The sequence below is a fragment of the Pseudoalteromonas sp. J010 genome (genome assembly GCF_003934235.1).
Classification (GTDB): Bacteria; Pseudomonadota; Gammaproteobacteria; order Enterobacterales; family Alteromonadaceae; genus Pseudoalteromonas; species Pseudoalteromonas peptidolytica.
In genome coordinates this window covers 16,945-33,876 of sequence record NZ_RDBW01000021.1, presented here as the reverse complement: position 1 = coordinate 33,876, position 16,932 = coordinate 16,945, and the positions used below count along the sequence as shown (strand labels likewise).

13 protein-coding genes are annotated in these 16,932 nt (G+C 43.4%); 10 read left to right on the top strand and 3 right to left on the bottom strand.

All coding sequences use genetic code 11. The annotated features are described in order from the left end of the window. Positions 1-242 precede the first annotated feature (242 nt). Together fadJ and fadI are read right to left on the bottom strand one after the other, a co-directional pair. Positions 243-2,342 carry a fatty acid oxidation complex subunit alpha FadJ gene (fadJ, locus tag EAG18_RS12915; RefSeq protein WP_125252796.1) on the bottom strand — a complete coding sequence of 700 codons (2,100 nt, stop codon included), beginning with the start codon at positions 2,340-2,342 and terminating at the stop codon, positions 243-245. Beyond that, positions 2,342-3,652, bottom strand: a complete 1,311-nt coding sequence (gene fadI, locus EAG18_RS12910) for an acetyl-CoA C-acyltransferase FadI (RefSeq protein WP_125252795.1) — start codon at positions 3,650-3,652, stop codon at positions 2,342-2,344. Before fadI ends, fadJ begins: the two co-directional genes overlap by 1 nt. Before the next feature lie 267 nt (positions 3,653-3,919). Here fadI and EAG18_RS12905 point away from each other — a divergent pair, with 267 nt between their 5' ends. The 9 genes from EAG18_RS12905 (at position 3,920) to EAG18_RS12860 (ending at position 13,279) form a co-directional block, all read left to right on the top strand. After that, positions 3,920-4,876, top strand: a complete 957-nt coding sequence (locus EAG18_RS12905; RefSeq protein ID WP_125252794.1) for a MoxR family ATPase — start codon at positions 3,920-3,922, stop codon at positions 4,874-4,876. A gap of 4 nt (positions 4,877-4,880) precedes the next feature. Continuing rightward, the gene (locus tag EAG18_RS12900; protein ID WP_125252826.1) at positions 4,881-5,834 is read left to right on the top strand and encodes a DUF58 domain-containing protein; all 954 of its coding nucleotides are present in this window, start codon (positions 4,881-4,883) and stop codon (positions 5,832-5,834) included. Next, positions 5,835-6,266: a DUF4381 domain-containing protein gene (locus EAG18_RS12895; RefSeq protein ID WP_125252793.1), complete on the top strand. Its 432-nt coding sequence runs from the start codon at positions 5,835-5,837 to the stop codon at positions 6,264-6,266. Further along, positions 6,259-7,242 (top strand): VWA domain-containing protein, encoded by a 984-nt coding sequence (locus tag EAG18_RS12890; RefSeq protein ID WP_125252792.1) that lies wholly within the window; start codon positions 6,259-6,261, stop codon positions 7,240-7,242. Before EAG18_RS12895 ends, EAG18_RS12890 begins: the two co-directional genes overlap by 8 nt. Positions 7,243-7,246: 4 nt before the next feature. Further along, complete coding sequence (locus EAG18_RS12885; RefSeq protein WP_125252791.1) at positions 7,247-9,076, top strand: VWA domain-containing protein; 1,830 nt, start codon at positions 7,247-7,249, stop codon at positions 9,074-9,076. Continuing rightward, on the top strand, positions 9,070-10,701 hold the full coding sequence (locus tag EAG18_RS12880; RefSeq protein ID WP_125252790.1) for a BatD family protein: 1,632 nt from the start codon (positions 9,070-9,072) through the stop codon (positions 10,699-10,701). The genes EAG18_RS12885 and EAG18_RS12880 overlap by 7 nt, the downstream gene beginning before the upstream one ends. 342 nt (positions 10,702-11,043) lie before the next feature. After that, entirely contained in the window at positions 11,044-11,559 is a 516-nt protein-coding gene (locus tag EAG18_RS12870; RefSeq protein WP_125252788.1) for a sigma-70 family RNA polymerase sigma factor, read from the top strand. Then, positions 11,559-12,278 carry a DUF3379 family protein gene (locus EAG18_RS12865; protein ID WP_125252787.1) on the top strand — a complete coding sequence of 240 codons (720 nt, stop codon included), beginning with the start codon at positions 11,559-11,561 and terminating at the stop codon, positions 12,276-12,278. The genes EAG18_RS12870 and EAG18_RS12865 overlap by 1 nt, the downstream gene beginning before the upstream one ends. Before the next feature lie 149 nt (positions 12,279-12,427). Next, a complete protein-coding gene (locus EAG18_RS12860) occupies positions 12,428-13,279 on the top strand; it encodes a Tim44-like domain-containing protein (RefSeq protein ID WP_125252786.1) in 852 nt (283 codons plus the stop codon). 187 nt (positions 13,280-13,466) lie between these two features. Here the strand turns inward: EAG18_RS12860 and EAG18_RS12855 are convergent, their stop codons facing one another. After that, positions 13,467-14,261: a kinase gene (locus EAG18_RS12855; RefSeq protein ID WP_125252785.1), complete on the bottom strand. Its 795-nt coding sequence runs from the start codon at positions 14,259-14,261 to the stop codon at positions 13,467-13,469. Positions 14,262-14,465: 204 nt separating this feature from the next. Here EAG18_RS12855 and EAG18_RS12850 point away from each other — a divergent pair, with 204 nt between their 5' ends. Next, complete coding sequence (locus tag EAG18_RS12850) at positions 14,466-16,847, top strand: TonB-dependent receptor (protein ID WP_125252784.1); 2,382 nt, start codon at positions 14,466-14,468, stop codon at positions 16,845-16,847. Positions 16,848-16,932: the final 85 nt, after the last annotated feature.

Genomic DNA, 16,932 nt, shown 5'->3' with positions numbered 1-16,932 from the left:
TTTTGCCTTGCCTACACTGATTTAGTGACCTTGACGATAGCTGGACGCTCTAGCGGTGTTATTAACAAAATTTCTCGCCTCAAAATAGACCATTTAGTTAAGATAATTCGTGTAAGGGATAACAGCTACTGGAGAACAAGTCATTATCCCGAGCTCAGGTTATTCGTTTAAATATAGACCAGAAAATAAAAAAAAGCCGCATAAAATGCGGCTTACCAATGAATTGCTACTGTACGTAGAGATCAGTAATAACCTTTACCCGCTTCCGCCATCGCTAGCAACGGCTCGGCAGGCGTAAAAGTTGGATTTTCAGACGCATACGTCGATAGCTCAGAGCAAATCTTGTTAACGCCTTTTTTATCCATGTAACTAAACGGACCACCTAAGAACGGTGGGAAACCGATACCAAAAATAGCGCCAATATCTCCATCTCTAGCATTACGAATAATGCCTTCGTCCAAACAACGCGCAGCCTCATTTAGCATTTGCGCAACACAACGATTGGCTATTTCTTGCTTGTTCAATTTTGGAGATGGAGTAATACCCAGCAATTCGTAGACAGACTCGTCAACCTGCTTACCTTTTTTGCCTTCATAATTGTAGAAGCCTCGGCCTGTTTTACGACCTAAACGTTTACTATCTATCATACGGGCAAAAGCATCGGGTGCTTTAAATCGCTCCCCGAGTTCCTTTTCCAAAATAGGGGCTATTTTAGAACCAATATCAACACCTACTTCATCTAAAAGTGCCAAGGGGCCAACTGGGAATCCAAATTCCACCAAAGCTTGGTCAATTTTTTCAATAGGCTCACCCGCTAATAGTAGATTAGCCGCCTCATTGACGTACGGCGCTAAAATACGGTTAACATAAAAGCCAGCCTTGTCCTTTACAACGATTGGCGTTTTACCCTGTTTACGTGCAAACGCAACCGTACGAGCGATTACCTCATCGCTGGTGGTATCGTGTGGAATAATTTCAACCAATGGCATTTTCTCCACTGGCGAGAAGTAATGTAATCCGATCACATTTTCCGGTCTCGCGGCTTTCGCAGCGATTTGGCCTATCGGTAATGACGAAGTATTACTCGCAAAAATGGTTTGTTCAGCGCATTCACGTTCAATATCCGCTACCATGGATTGCTTTAACTCTAAATCTTCAAATACCGCTTCGATCACCATGTCTGTGTGCTTAAAGCCAGAATAATCAGTAGTACCTGTGATCATATTCAGGTTTGACTGCATTTCTGCCTTTGAAATAATACGGCGCTTTTGACGCTTAGATAAAATCTTGTAGCTGTAATTTAGTGCGTTACTGATCCCCTGATGGGCAACATCTTTAATACGCACCGTCGCCCCTGCTTTTACCGCGCTCACATGGGTAATACCGGCACCCATCAAACCACCACCAAGCACAGCTACGCGGTTTACAGCCGCCAAGTCTTCACCTTGAAAATCTTTTTTCATTTCCGTTGTGGCAAAGAAAATACCTCGCAGTGAGCGAGAAACTTCTGACATAACCAGATCAGCAAACCCTTCTGCTTCAGTTTTGTAGCCCTTAAGCTTATCCAATTCGATAGAAGCTCTCACCGCTTTGATAATCGCAAGTGGTGCTGGGTAGTGTCCGCCAGTTTTCTTCTCTACATTTTCTTGTGCTTTTTTGAAAATGATATTTCGACCAAACGGGTTTGATTCTAATAGTTGACTAATTTTGTCTAGGTTTGGTTTACGAGGCTTAGACTTACCTTTTCTTGCAAGCTTAACAGCAACGTTTAATAAAATGCTGTGTGGCACCACGTCATCAACCAGCCCTGTCTTTTTCGCTTGCTTTGGACGTACTTGTTTACCAGTCAACATCCATTCAAGTGCTTTTTGTATTCCAACTAACTTTGGTAGGCGCTGCGTACCACCACCACCTGGCAATAAACCAAGTTGTACTTCTGGAAGACCCAGTTTTGTTTTACTGTCTTCAGTACAAACTCGATAATCACAAGCCAGTGCAAACTCAAGGCCGCCACCCAATGCGACGCCATGAATAGCCGCAACGGTTGGGAATGGCAGCTCGGCCATTTTAAAGAAGGTTTTATGACACATTTCTGATATCGCTAACGCGTCGTCACGCGTGTTGGCGTTGTCCAGCATTTTGATGTCTGCACCGGCGATGAAGTTGTCTGCTTTACCACTGATAAAAACCATCCCGGTTACATCGTCTTGCTTACCTTTAGCAATAACTTCAAGCAACTCATCAGCGAATGAATCGCGTAAGGTGTTCATCTTTTCACCTGGTACGTCAATAGTGACGATGGCCACTTTATGGTCGTTTAGTTCATAAGAAAATACTGACATTACGCGCTCTCCAATACAAATGCTGCTCCAAGACCACCTGCTGCGCAGGCTGTTGTTAATGCAAGGCCACCGCCACGACGTTTAAGTTCATGCAAGCTTTGCGTGATTAAACGCGCGCCCGTCGCAGCGAATGGGTGACCGTAAGCCAGTGAGCCACCGTTTACGTTAAACTTGTCCATGTCGATTTCACCAATCGCTTTGCTGCGACCCAATTTCTCCTGCGCGAATTTATCTGAGCCAAACATCTTCATGTTTGCCAGCGCTTGAGCTGCGAACGCCTCGTGCATTTCAATCAAATCAAGGTCTGCTAATGTGATCCCAGCTCTATCCAACGCAATAGGCGTCGAGTGTGCAGGGCCCATTAGCATGTCTTCGTGTACACCAATCGCTGAGAAGGCGAAGCTACGGACATATCCCAAAATATCGTAACCGAGCGCTTTGGCCTTACTTTCACTCATCATCAATACAGCTGCAGCACCATCAGTCAGTGGTGTTGCATTCGCAGCGGTAACAGAGCCATGCTTTCTGTCAAATACAGGCTTTAATTTGGCGTACCCTTCAAGTGACGAGTTTTCACGGATGTTATTATCTTTATCAATGAACCCTTTGTATGGCTCGACATGTGCAGCCATCACTTCATTACTCAACAGGCCTTCTGACCATGCTTTTGCTGCTAGAGTATGTGAACGATGCGCCATCGCGTCTTGATCCGCTCGGCTAATACCATGTGTTTTCGCCATTTGCTCTGCTGTTTGCCCCATAGACAAGCCAGTCGAATACTCGGCAACTGCAGGTGGAACCGGTAACAAATCTTTTAATCTCAGTTTTGAGAAAATTTGTAAACGCTGTTTAAGAGTACGAGCTTTGTTTAGGTCGACTAAGCTGCCAGCTAATTTTTTGCTTACGCCAATTGGTAGTACCGATGAAGAATCAGCACCACCTGCCACGCCTACATTTACTTGGCCTGAGATAATGCTTTCTGCTACATTTGCAATCGCTTGGAAGCTCGTGGCACAAGCGCGAGATACGGAATACGCATCAACAGATACCGGCATCCCTGTACCAAGGACAATTTCACGTGCGATATTTGGCGCTTCAGGCATTTGCACAACTTGACCAAAAACCAATTGGTCGATTTCTTTGCGGTCAAAGTTAAGTCGTTCAAGCATTTCGTTAACTACGATTTTGCCCAAATCTAATGCTGGAACATGATGAAAAGCGGTAGCTTGCTTTGCGAATGGCGTACGCAAGCCGCTAACGATAGCGATTCGGTCGCCTTTTGATGTTTTTAATATATTTTGTTCAGACATGAATTTGCTCTCCCGCTGACAGGTCTGACCTGTTAATTTCCTTCGATTCTAAACAACCAAATCGAAGTTGCCAATAGTAAAGCGCGAAATGGTTGCTTTTTAAACCGCAAACGTCAACTTTAGATGCTTTTTCAAACAATCTCAAAGTATTTGAAATTGTTATTGAAAATTTATGAACTTTTCTAAATTTACCGGTCTAATCTCCTTGATTATTGATCCAGCGACCATATAACTATTTTTATTTTTGTCGGTTTAAAAGGCATTCTCATGGCAGTAAACGAGTTTTCACAACTAAAAGAATATTTAGATACCCAAATTCTAGGACAAAGTGCACTGACCGAATCGTTGCTTATTGCACTGTTAGCAGATGGCCACTTGTTGGTGGAAGGCCCTCCGGGACTTGCTAAAACTCGAGCAGTAAACGCACTGGCAAAAGGCATTGAAGGCAGTTTTCAACGCGTTCAATTTACCCCTGACTTATTACCGTCTGACGTGACAGGCACGGACATTTATCGTCAACAAACGAACGAATTTGTATTTGAGAAGGGGCCCCTTTTCCACCACCTTATTCTGGCAGATGAAATTAACCGAGCGCCTGCAAAAGTTCAGTCTGCGCTGCTCGAAGCCATGGCTGAGCGACAAGTCACCGTAGGTAAAACTACTTACCCATTACCAGAGCTATTTATGGTGATGGCCACACAAAACCCTTTGGAGCAAGAAGGTACGTACCCGCTACCAGAGGCACAACTTGACCGCTTCTTACTGCATTTGAACATTGACTACCCAGATGCCGAAACTGAAGTAGACATACTCAGATTAACCCGTGGTGAAGCACTTGAAGAGTATCAAGCCGCTTATACGCCAATTAGTCAGGCAACGTTATTTGAAGCACGTAAAACTGTACTGGGTATGCACTTAGCTGAACCTCTTGAGCAATATTTGGTGCAGCTAATCATTGCCACAAGACAACCAGAGCGCTTTGACCCTACCCTAGCTAGCTGGATTGAGTATGGTGCAAGTCCTCGTGCCACTATTGCATTAGATAAATGTTCACGTGCTCATGCTTGGCTTCAGGGTCGAGATTTTGTCACACCTGAAGACATTCAAGCGGTGGTTCACAATGTACTTCGCCATCGTATCGTTCTTAGCTACGAGGCTCAGGCCGATGGCATCACAAAAGATCAAGTCATTAGTAAAATTCTAGAATTAGTTGCTGTTCCATAACATGATGAACGACGTCACACAGTTTAATGCAGCCAGCTGGTTTAGAGAAAGCCACAGTAATGGCGTCGAGCTAGGCCTCAAGGAGCTGCTGTTTTATAAGTCAAAGGCTCACTTACTTTCACTTAAACCACGCGGCAAAGTAAAAAGTGCGCAAGCTGGTCAATACCTCGCCCCCCACAAAGGGCGAGGTATGGAGTTTGCTGAGGTGAGGCAATATCAATACGGCGATGACATACGGGCTATTGATTGGCGTGTTACCGCGCGTACCGGTGAGGCACACACTAAACTATTCCAAGAAGAAAAAGAGCGCCCTGTATTCATTTTTTGCGACTTTTCTTCGAGCATGCTTTTTGGTTCAAGGCTGTTACTCAAATCTGTATTAGCTGCACATTTAGGCGCTTTGGTATCTTGGTCAGCTTGTCAACGTGGCGATCGTGTCGGTGGTGTGGTCTTTAATGACAGTCATCACCATGAGCTAAAACCAACAGCTCGCGATCGCGGTGTTTTGGCGTTGGCTCATCAATTTTGTGCACTGCATGAGCAAGCCTTATTGCAAAAAGACCGACCGACGTCTGAAAACCGTTTTAATGAAAATTTAAAGCGGCTTGTTCATCTTGCAAAGCCAGGCAGCCTTATCTATTTAATATCGGACTTTACTGAACTTAATGAAGAAAGTTTCAAATTGTTGGAACGTGCCAGCCGCCATAACGAAGTGATCGGATGTATGGTAAGCGATCCATTTGAACATCAATTACCTCAGTACAGCCAAGCAATAGAAGTATCGGCGGGAGAGCACAATTGGACATTACCGCTCATGGATAAGCAATTTCGCGACTCATTTTCGCAACATGCAGCCGACTTTTTTAATCGAAGATTAGCGTTACTACAACGCTCAGGCATGACGCTACAAAAATACGATGCGTCGTTACCCATAGAACTACAAATAATGAGGGGTTAAATGCAAGTCAATCCACTCGACCAACTCAATGATGTGGTCATCCCTCAAAGCGTAAGCTGGTGGCCACTTTCTTATCCAATGTGGGGAGTTATTGTTATCGTCCTCGCACTGGTAGCCAGCGGAGTTTGGTTGCTGTATCGCAGACAACAGTTTTTAAAAGCCAAAAAAGAAGCGATAAGGCTTAGTCAATCTCAAGATAACCCACAGATTTTACATACTTTGCTCAAGCGTTTAGTGAAACACTATTATGGCGAGGTCGCCGCAAGCCGCTATGGTAAAGAGTGGTTAGCATTACAAGCAAAACTCACCCGTGTTGAGCTAACGCAACAAGAGCTTGACTCATTGTACGCACCGACCCAAACGCCTGAGCTTAGCAAAAAGCTTGCACTGGCGATCAGTACCTTTAAAGTCAAGGAGCGTATCGATGTTTGAGTTTGTATGGCCGCTGGCATTTTTATTACTACCACTGCCTTGGCTGATTGCCAAATTTAAGCCAAGTGTTGCACAAACGAATATACATATTCGCATGCCAAGTGTCGCCAAGTTACAGCTTGGCCACTCAAAGCAATTGCATAAGCGCGCTAAAGTCAGCCCCCTTGAAGCCATTGTCTGGTTACTGCTGGTGAGCGCAGCCGCCAATCCTACATGGCTTGACGAACCGATTGTTATTCCAAGCGAAGGGCGAGATATTATGTTAGCAGTTGACCTTTCAGCCTCCATGACAGAGCAGGATATGGAGTATCAAGGCCGTTTGGTTGATAGACTATCCGTCGTAAAAGCCGTCGTGAGTGACTTTATTGAAGCGCGTCAGGGGGATAGACTAGGTCTGATTCTCTTCGGTGATACCGCATTTTTGCAAACCCCCCTCACCCGAGATTTAGCGACGGTCAGTCAAATGTTAACAGAGGCCCAAATAGGGCTGGTTGGTCGCGCCACCGCCATCGGTGATGCGATTGGCTTGTCAGTCAAACGTTTTGAGGCTCGCGAACAGAGTAACCGTATATTAATTTTATTGACCGACGGTCAAAACACTGCCGGTAATCTTGAGCCAAATGAGGCGCTAATCTTGGCACGTGAAGAAGGCATCAAGATTTACACCGTTGGCGTAGGCTCCGATGGCAGACGAGGGTTTGGTCTATTTGGTTTTAACTCGATGGCTGGCAGTAGCATTGACGAGAAAACACTACAGCACATCGCAAAAGAAACAGGCGGACAGTATTTTCGAGCCAAAGACGTCGCAAGTTTGCAACAGATTTACGCCATGCTGGATGAACTAGAGCCAATCAGTGATGAAACACAGACATTTCGCCCAAAAGTTTCATTGTTTTACATACCGCTACTTGTAGTTCTTGGGCTACTTTTTGTGGCTCAACTGAGCGTCGTTGTTAGAGCAAAAGTAAGGGGATAAGAGCATGGAGTTTGAGTTTATTCGCCCACAACTACTTTGGTTATTCGTTCCTTGGGCTATCTACTGTTTGATGCAGTGGTCTAAAAAAGGTAAGCAACATAATAATCAACTTATCGCCCCACACTTAATGAAAGTGGTGATGGGTGAACAAGGGCAACAATCACAAAAACACAATAACTCTTTACTTGGTGTTGTTTTTTCTTTGCTAACCATTATTGCGGTTGCAGGCCCGAGTATTGAAAAGCAAGAAGTGCCTGTTTTCAAAACACAAGCACCAAGAGTATTGGTGCTGGATATGTCCTACTCTATGTATGCAACCGATCTCGCACCAAATCGTCTTACTCAAGCAAGGTTTAAGACACTGGACATGCTGAAGTTATTTCAAGAAGGTGAAACAGGGTTGGTTGCTTACGCAGGTGACGCCTTCACTGTGTCTCCGTTAACAACAGATGTAGCAACACTAGAGAATTTAATTCCAAGCCTTCGCCCCGAAATCATGCCATCAAAAGGTTCTAATGTTTATGCCGGTATCGAAGAGGCAATCAACCTATTAAGTGGTGCGAGCGCAACCTTTGGCGATATTATCTTAATTACAGATGGGCTCGAGCAAGAGGATGCCGAGGACATTCAGGCGTTACTGGCTGATAGTCCTTATTCACTCAATATTTATGCGTTGGGTACAACTCAGGGCGCGCCGATAAAACTTCCTGACGGCGGCTTCTTAAAAGACCAATATGGTCAAATTGTAGTACCAAAACTATTCACTACTCGATTAGAAAAGCTTGCGAAAGTCAAAGGCGGTAAGTTTGCCACGTATACGACCGACAACAGAGACATCAACACATTTAAACCTAGCTTAGCGTCGAACGCTGCCATCGTTAAAACTGAGCAAGAAAGTGCCAAGTGGCGTGTAGATGCTGGTGTATATTTGCTTATTTTATTGGTTCCACTGGCACTGTTGTTAGTACGGAACCACGCGATTATGCTCAGTGCTTTGCTTGTTTTTACTTTATTACCACAGCAAAAGGCTGTAGCCAGTGAATGGCTCCAATGGTTTAAAAATACCGATCAAAATGCCTTACAAGCCTATCAAGATGAAGCTTTTGAACAAGCGGCATCAGCTAATGACCCTGTTTTAAAGGGGGCTGCTTTGTATAAAGCAGGCGACTATGAAGGAGCGGCTTCGGTGCTAAATCAAACTGATTCAGCACAAGGCCAATATAATTTAGGTAACGCGTTGGCGCAGCTGGGTAAGCTGGATGAGTCTATTGCAGCATATGACAAAGCGCTAGCCTTGAACCCCGACTTCACGCAGGCAAAGGATAATAAAGCCGTCGTTGAGGCATTAAAAAATCAGCAAGACCAACAAGGTCAGCAAGACCAACAAGGTCAGCAAGACCAACAAGGTCAGCAAGACCAACAAGGTCAGCAAGACCAACAAGGTCAGCAAGGCCAACAAGGTCAGCAAGACCAACAGGGTCAGCAATCAGAGAGTCAACAAGAGCAAAATAATAATGAGCCGCAGCTAGATCCATCCATGCAACAGCAAGAAGAAGCGGATCAGCAAGCACATGAACAAAGCCAACAACAGGGGCAAGCTGTATCTGAGGCGGACGCAGAACAGACACCGCAAGATGAACAAGCACGCAATGCCGCTATGATGCAGGAAAGTCGACCTCTGACACCTGAAGAAATTGAAAAAGCACAACAGCTCAATCAGTTACTCAGAAAAGTACCTGACGACCCAGCGATATTACTGAGAAATAAAATGCAATTAGAAGCACAAAAACGTAAACAAAGACGTCTACCGAAAGGAGTTGAGAAATCATGGTAAAACGTATTTTATTTTTGCTGTCTTTGTTAATAATCAGCCACAAAACGCTCGCTGTGGATAATCTCACCGCAAGCGTAGACAAAAATCCAGTACTTGCGGGTGAGTATTTTACCTTGTCAATCGTCGCGCAAGGAAAAGTCAAAGGCACAATTCCAGATGTGTCAGCTTTGAGTAATGACTTTGTCACAAGCCCTGTAAATACCAGCTCTCGAACGAGTATCATCAATGGCAGTGTTGCTAGCTCAACAACCTGGCAAATGCAGCTTGTGGCTCGCTCCCCAGGAACCTATACCATTCCCGCGTTCGAAGTTGATGGCGCAAAAACGCAGCCAATCGAAATCTCAGTCGTCGCTCGTGAGGATCAACAGCAAAGCAAAGATATTTTCGTCAAGACTGAACTAAAAACACCTAACCTTTATGTGCAGCAAGCAGCGCTTTACACCGTTAAGCTTTATATTGGCAAGGACTTACTAGATGGCCAGCTGAGTGATCCTATCTCTGATGGTGCTACCTTTACACAGTTAGGTAAAGCCAGTGAAGAATACGAGATTATTGATGGACGCCGTTATATGGTTTTGACGCGTGAATACATGATCCAACCGCAAAAAAGTGGTGACTTCACCATCAAGCCGCCAGTATTTAATGGCCAGATCAGAGATAATTACCGCCGTATGGCTACCTCTGCTGTTGGCGATAGCATTGACTTTTCAGTATCCCCTATCCCGGCCGATGCCGCCGATACGTGGTTGCCAAGCGAATACTTAAACTTTTCCGAGGAATGGCAACCTAATGAGTCAACCTTTACCGTTGGGACTCCAATCACTCGAACATTAACCCTAACCGCTGTAGGAGTAACAAAAGAGCAGCTTCCAGATATTCAGGTAGAGGATACTGATGGATTTAGAATTTATCCTGATACTTCCGAGCGAAAACAAATTACCAGAGATGGAAAAGTTATCTCGCAACTGATCGTTTCGTTTGCCTATCTGCCTCAGCGAGCTGGTGATTTTGTTTTACCTGAAGTCACGTTACCTTGGTTCAATACCATTACCAAGCGCGAAGAAATTGCTACATTGGCGAGCAAATCTCTGAGTGTAGTTCAAGATCCAAATCAACCCGTATTACCACAAACACCAAAAGTGACTCAGCAAACGCGTAGTAATGAGCCAAGTCAAGCGGTGTCGACTTCAACACAACAACACACAAGCTATACAGTACCGCTGTGGGTATGGGCTTTAGCAGTGAGCGGTTACATAATATGGCTAGTCACATTGATGTTCTGGTGGAGGGCATCTAAATCAACAGTGAAACATCAGCCAAAAATGAGTCAGCAAACCAACTCACAGCCTTTGATTTCGTTTGAAGAAGCCGTTAAACAAAACAGCGCAAATGCGTTTTATCAGGCACTGCTCAACCATACTAGACAACAAAACATGTCTATGGCCAAATGGTTGCAACAACAGCCTGAGTCGTTAAAAACGCAAGTGAATGAGTTGCAACGTTCACTTTACAGCAACACCCAATCTAGTGTTGATTTATCCGCCTTGTTCACTGAAGTAAAACGGAGTATCAAGCAAGCAGCGGACAAAAGATCTAAGCAAGTACTTGATACGCTGTATAGCTAAGCGCCAAGCGGCGCTTTTTTACTCTTTACCACTTTTGTTTGATAATAAGACTTAACCAATTTGCAGGAATAAATCTGACGCTAACAGCATTAAAAGTTTCTTATTTAAAACAACTAAATAGCAAATTTTTCTTGCCTAGATATATGTATATATCTCAGCATCAGCAGGGTACGAAAACGGTGTTATCGACAAGATTTTTGCCTCTAATTAGCAAGCTTAGTTAAGCTTATTGGTATAAAAATAGAGCAGCGATCAGCAACACGAGAGAGTATTGCTGTTATGCTTAATAAAAATAATTGGTTTGTGATGAAATAAACCAGCCAAAAAATAGGTCTCATCAATATGGCCACTAAACAACATCAGTACGAGTCACTGGTGCGGGCATACCACAAAGAGCTATATAAGTTCGCTTATTGGTTATGTGGAGATCCAAGCATTGCCGAAGACTTAGTACAAGAAACTTTTTTACGGGCATGGCGTGCACTTGACTCTTTACAAGACGAACAAGCCGCTAAGCCTTGGTTATTAACGATTTTAAGACGAGAAAATGCACGTCGTTTTGAGCGTAAACAATTTGACTATGCGGAGGTGGAGCAAGATACCTTAGTCGATGATAGAAGCTCAGCTTTGGATGACGAAATGGAACAAACTGTAGTGCAGAGACAAATAGCGAGCTTATCTGCTGAATATCGAGAGCCATTATTACTTCAGGTGGTGATGGGATGTTCAGGTGAGGAAATTGCAGAGATTTTAGAGCTGAACAAAAATACAGTCATGACAAGATTATATCGAGCCCGTAACCAACTCAAAGACGCTTTAACGACTAAATATGAACCAGTAAAGGGGGCATCAAACTAATGGATGAACTCGAATTTCGACGTCGCCTTGTTGCCGATCCTCAAGATGAAGAGGTAGCAAAGTACGCGTCACAACAACCCGAATTGCAAGCGCAACTAGAAGATATGCGCGATTTCGATAAGTTTTTAAGTCATTCTCTGGATATTGACGTTCCAGATGGGCTTGCAGAGAGAATTATTGCAAAGCAGCAATTGCTGGAGGAAGAACACGATAAGGTAACGCATGTTTCATGGTTTAGGCGTATTTCAGCCCCACTGGCGGTAGCCGCTAGTATGCTATTTGCTGCTGTGATTTTTTATTATGGTGGCTTGGCACACCCAACAGATACAGCTGAGCACGCGCTTGCACACGTTTACTATGAACAAAATGCCTTGGAAAAGCAGGAAAGTGTTCCTCTTCAGACAGTTAATGAAAAATTAGCAATGCTAGGAGGTAAGTTCGATACTTTACCGGGCAAGATAGTTTACGCAACTTTCTGTAACTTTAAGGGGCAAAAAAGCCTGCATTTGGTGATGCAATCAGAATTTGGCCCATTGACCGTTTTTGTAGTGCCTGCAGATCAACAAAGCACACAAGATCAGAAAGACAACTTTAGCGACAGTCGTTTTGAAGGGCTAATCGCACATCATGAAAAAGCCAATACTATCTTGGTCGCCAACCGTGGTGCACCACTTGAAAGGTTCCAAACTGAGGTAAACAACTCTTTACGTTGGCTGTAAACCAACCAGACACCACAATGAGCTAATTGTGGTGTCTCAAGATCCTTACTAAACCACCAAAATTCAAAATAAATTAAGACACAACCCTATTCAAATAGCAAAATGACTTCTTTACAATGTTGTAAGTTATTTTTGTATATAGGAACTTTATGAAACATTTCATTGTGTTATTTTCACTTGTTTGTTTTTTATTCACAGCGAGCTTTGATGCTGAAGCAAGAAAAAAGTTTGGTAGTAAAAGCAAAGGCAAAACTCATCAAACTCAAACTACTCAGCAAAAGCAGCAAACGGACACCCAAGCTTTAAATGCAAAATCAACAGCTAAACCTAAGTCAAACAAAAAAGGGATTATGGCAGGTGTGCTTGGTGGTTTGTTAGCTGGTGGGTTAATTGCTGCAATGCTTGGTGATGATTTCGAAGGATTTCAATTCCTTGAAATGATTTTATTAGCAATCGCTGCATTCATTATCTTTAAACTAGTGAGAAGCATGCTAGCTAAAAAGCAGCAACCAAGCCTTGCAGGGGCTCCACAAATGGGTCATCCGAGCACCCCATCTCAACAGCCACAGCAATTTCAAAGCAGCGGTGCCACCAGCGGTGGATTTGGCGCTAACAGTGTACCAATGAATCTACCACGAGATTTTGATGTTAACGGTTTCTTACAGGGTGCCAGACAACACTATCAAACCATTCAAACGGCATGGAATCAAAACGACTTTACTACCATGGCTGAGTATCTAAGCCCTGAACTAGTTGAAGAGTTTAAGCGTGAACGTGAGCAACATGGTGATGTTAAGACAGAAGTCATGTTTGTAGATGCTGCGCTTGTTCGTGCAGACACAACTGCCGATGTATGGGAGATCAGTATTAAGTTCACGGGTAAATATCGTGACCTTAATGATATGCAAGAAGAGGCTATTCTTGAGATCTGGCATTTAGAGCGAAAAACAGCAGGTGATGCGCCTTGGCTAATCGTCGGCGTTGAGGACTTAGCTGAATAAGCGAGATCAAAACCTGTATTTAATGCCAATTAGTCTTAATACATGATCAATTTGAAGGGGTAATACCAATCTAACGCTAGCTGCGTGAAAGACTTCTTATTTCGAACAGCTATCGACACGGTTTCCTCGCCTCAAAATTGAGCGATTAATTAAGGTAATTGGTATAAGATAAGCAGTCTAAGCTCGGTTAATTGCCGAGCTTTGTTTTTATCTCAAGCACTTCCCTATTTTCTCCCAGCTTAACCTCAATATCAGCGGTGTTAGGGAGGCTTAATATCCCCCATTCAGACAAGCGTTGAAAGGGCTGGATAAATCGCGCAACTTCATCATCTCCCATCCCTTTTCCCGTCATCGCTTTTAGCATATGCTCTTGTTGTAATCGCCAACGATATACCCTATCAAAGCTCAGCCCATTCAAATAAATTAACGTGTCTATTTGTGAAAAAATAGGTTGATACTGTTGATGTAAAATTTCATTTACTTGTAGACGAAATGCTCCATCTGCATCGTATTGCCGCTCAAAGCGATTAACTGGTAATACTAACTGGTTATGCTGCTGTGGGACTTGTCCAATGCACCAACCTTCAATAATCAGTACCTGAAGTCCAGCAGCTACAGTTCGCCATTGTGATTTTGGTATTTTTCTGTCTATTGACTTGTCAAATACCGGAAGGGTTATCGCTCTTCCTTGTTTAAACTGGGAGATAACTTCCTGTAGTAGAGCCACATCATGTGTTCCCGGCAATCCTCTTTGCTGAAATAGTGAGTGTCTTTGCGAAGCTAGGATCGCCCGCTCCTCAGGGTCTAGGTAAAAATCATCAAGAGAAACATGCTCAGAAACAATCGCAGATCCTGTTAACTGTTTACACAGCGCCTGGCTCAGTGTCGATTTTCCCAACCCTTGAATACCAGAGACTCCTATCAATAGCGGCTTTGTCGAATTAAATATTCCAAATTTAACTAGTTCTTCAGCCAATTCCATATTTTTACCCTTACCAGCCCGATAAAAACCTTATTTGCATTATAAACTTAACATGTTCCCAATACACCTAGGAAAAAATAAAGTTACATTAAACTTGAATAATTTACATTAATAAATTATTTTTACCTGCTATTGATAATAAGACAATAGTATAAATATCGGTACTATTGCTTATTTCACATAAAAATAATAAAGGAAATCACAATGAAACCACTGGGTAAAATACCATTTGCTAAGAGCACTATTTGTCTTAGCATGCTAGCTGCATCATCTAGCTTTTACGCCACCGCCGAAACACAGTCTGATGACGGTGCCAATGAACAAATCGAAAAGATTACCGTAACCTCTCGCCGCAAAGAGGAAACTATCATTGAGATCCCGATGCAGGTTTCTACTATCTCATCAATGGACATCGCTGATCGTAACTTAGTATCAGCTGAAGATTTCTACAGAACCCTCGCTGGCGCAGCCTCCCCTAGAGGCCAGCTTATTTTACGTGGCCTCAGTGGAGGTAACACAGCATTTCCTGATACCACTAGTGTATTTGTGGATGATGTTCCTTTCACGTTTGAAAATCTAAACGACGTAGAACGAGTGGAAGTACTGCGTGGGCCACAGGGTACACTTTATGGCTCGAATGCCATCGGTGGTACCGTGAGGATAATCACCAAAAAGCCAGTGCTTGATGAGTTTGAATTTTTCGCGTCAACACAAATTGGAAGTGAAAAAGATGTTGATGGCCTGCACCGCAACATTTCAATGGGCGTTAACATTCCTCTTGTTGACGATACATTAGCACTGCGAGTCAGTGGTAATACAGAGCATGAACGTTACCAAATGGTAAACATGAATACCGGCGTTCAAGGAAATGCTGATAGAGGCTTCATCCGTGGCCAACTGTTATGGCAAGTTGATCCTGAAACTTCTGTTACTCTAGGTTATGCCCATACAACTTTCAGCGATACAGGCACAACAACAGGCGATCGCTCTACACCTGGTTATTACTGGGACTATAGCTTGACTGCAAATGAAGAAGCGGATTACGGGTATGATGTTGACTTCTTTAAGGTTTCTTGTCCTGAAACTGCTGAGCGTCCACAATGTAACGCCGGCAGTGCGCCTATTGCTAACAAAGGTGTACCACAAAAATACCAAATTTGGGACTTAATGGATCCATGGTCTGACGCAACAAATGACCTTTTCACCATCAATATTCAGGATGACAACTTCTTCGATATTGCTTCATTAACTTATGCGGGCTCTCATCGCACCTATGAAGAAGATAGTATTCAGACTTCATGGAGCCGTTTAGACGCGTCAGATATGTTCCGTACTTGGATCATTGATCATCGTAAATATGAGCGCGTGACTCATCAGCTACGTTTCCAAAATATTGATATAAATTCGCCTCTATCTTGGACTATCGGTGCTTACTATGATGAAGTAGAGTACGGCTTCGATCCGAACTATCAAAATCAATATCATGAAAAAGGCGACAAAGTATCAGCACTCGCATTGAACTGGTGGGGTGCAGATGCCACTCAAATAGGTATAGATACGTTTGGCAATCCACAAAACAACTGGAATCTTACGAATATTCGTGACTACACCGAAGAGCTTGCTTTCTTCGCTGATGTTGCATACGAATTTGATTTAGGGGACTCTGGTAGCCTTGAGGTAAATGGTGGCGTTCGTCGCTTTGAGCTTAAAGATGGCTCTCACTATACACAGGAAGGTATTTGGGCTACTTCTGAAGATAACTTAAGCGGTGAAGAGTCAGGTAATCGTTATAAGTTTAGTGTTTCTTACCGTCCGACTGAAGAAATGTCTGTATACGGCTTATATTCAGAAGGATATCGACCAGGTGGTAACAACGGTCCATTAGCAGCATCATGTGAGGCAGATCCACTTGCTAAAAACCGTAAAGACCGTTACACGTCTGATGCTATCGAAAACTATGAGCTGGGCTTTAAAGCAAGCGTACTTGACAGAAAGGTCGACTTCTCAGCGGCAGTCTACCGTATTGATTGGACAGACATAAAAACCTCGGTATACATGGACACTTGTGGTTTCTCATACACAGCTAACGGTGGTGAAGCAAAGTCTGAAGGTTTCGAATTTGAGTCAACAGCTCGTTTAACTGACGACCTAACGATGTCATTCAACACGTCATATACAAGCTCTGAGATCACACAAGATAATGAGTCTATCTCAGCAAGTGCTGGTGATAAAATGACAATGGTACCGGAGTGGAATGCGTACCTCGCGCTTGATCAAAATATTCAATTATTCGGTAAAGATGCTTACATCCGAGGTGAATACTCTTTCTATGATGAATATAAAACCCACTTCAACGTTCGTGATGAAGATAAGACACCAGCGTATAGCGTATTTAATGTGTCTGGACGTATTCAGTTAAGCGATAGCTTAAAACTTAGCGTATTCGTCAACAACTTATTTGATAAAGAAACTGCAACATACATGCGTGCACGCTCGAGAAATGCCAATAACTCGGCAGCTCAAGAATACATTAACTACCTCAACGGTCGTACAATTAGCCTCCGTGTTGATTACACTTTCTTTTAAGAGATAACAAAAGTGCCACCAGACTGGTGGCACTTTTGTACTTTTAACACAGCCCTTTCTTGCTAATTCTCTCTATCTTTTACCA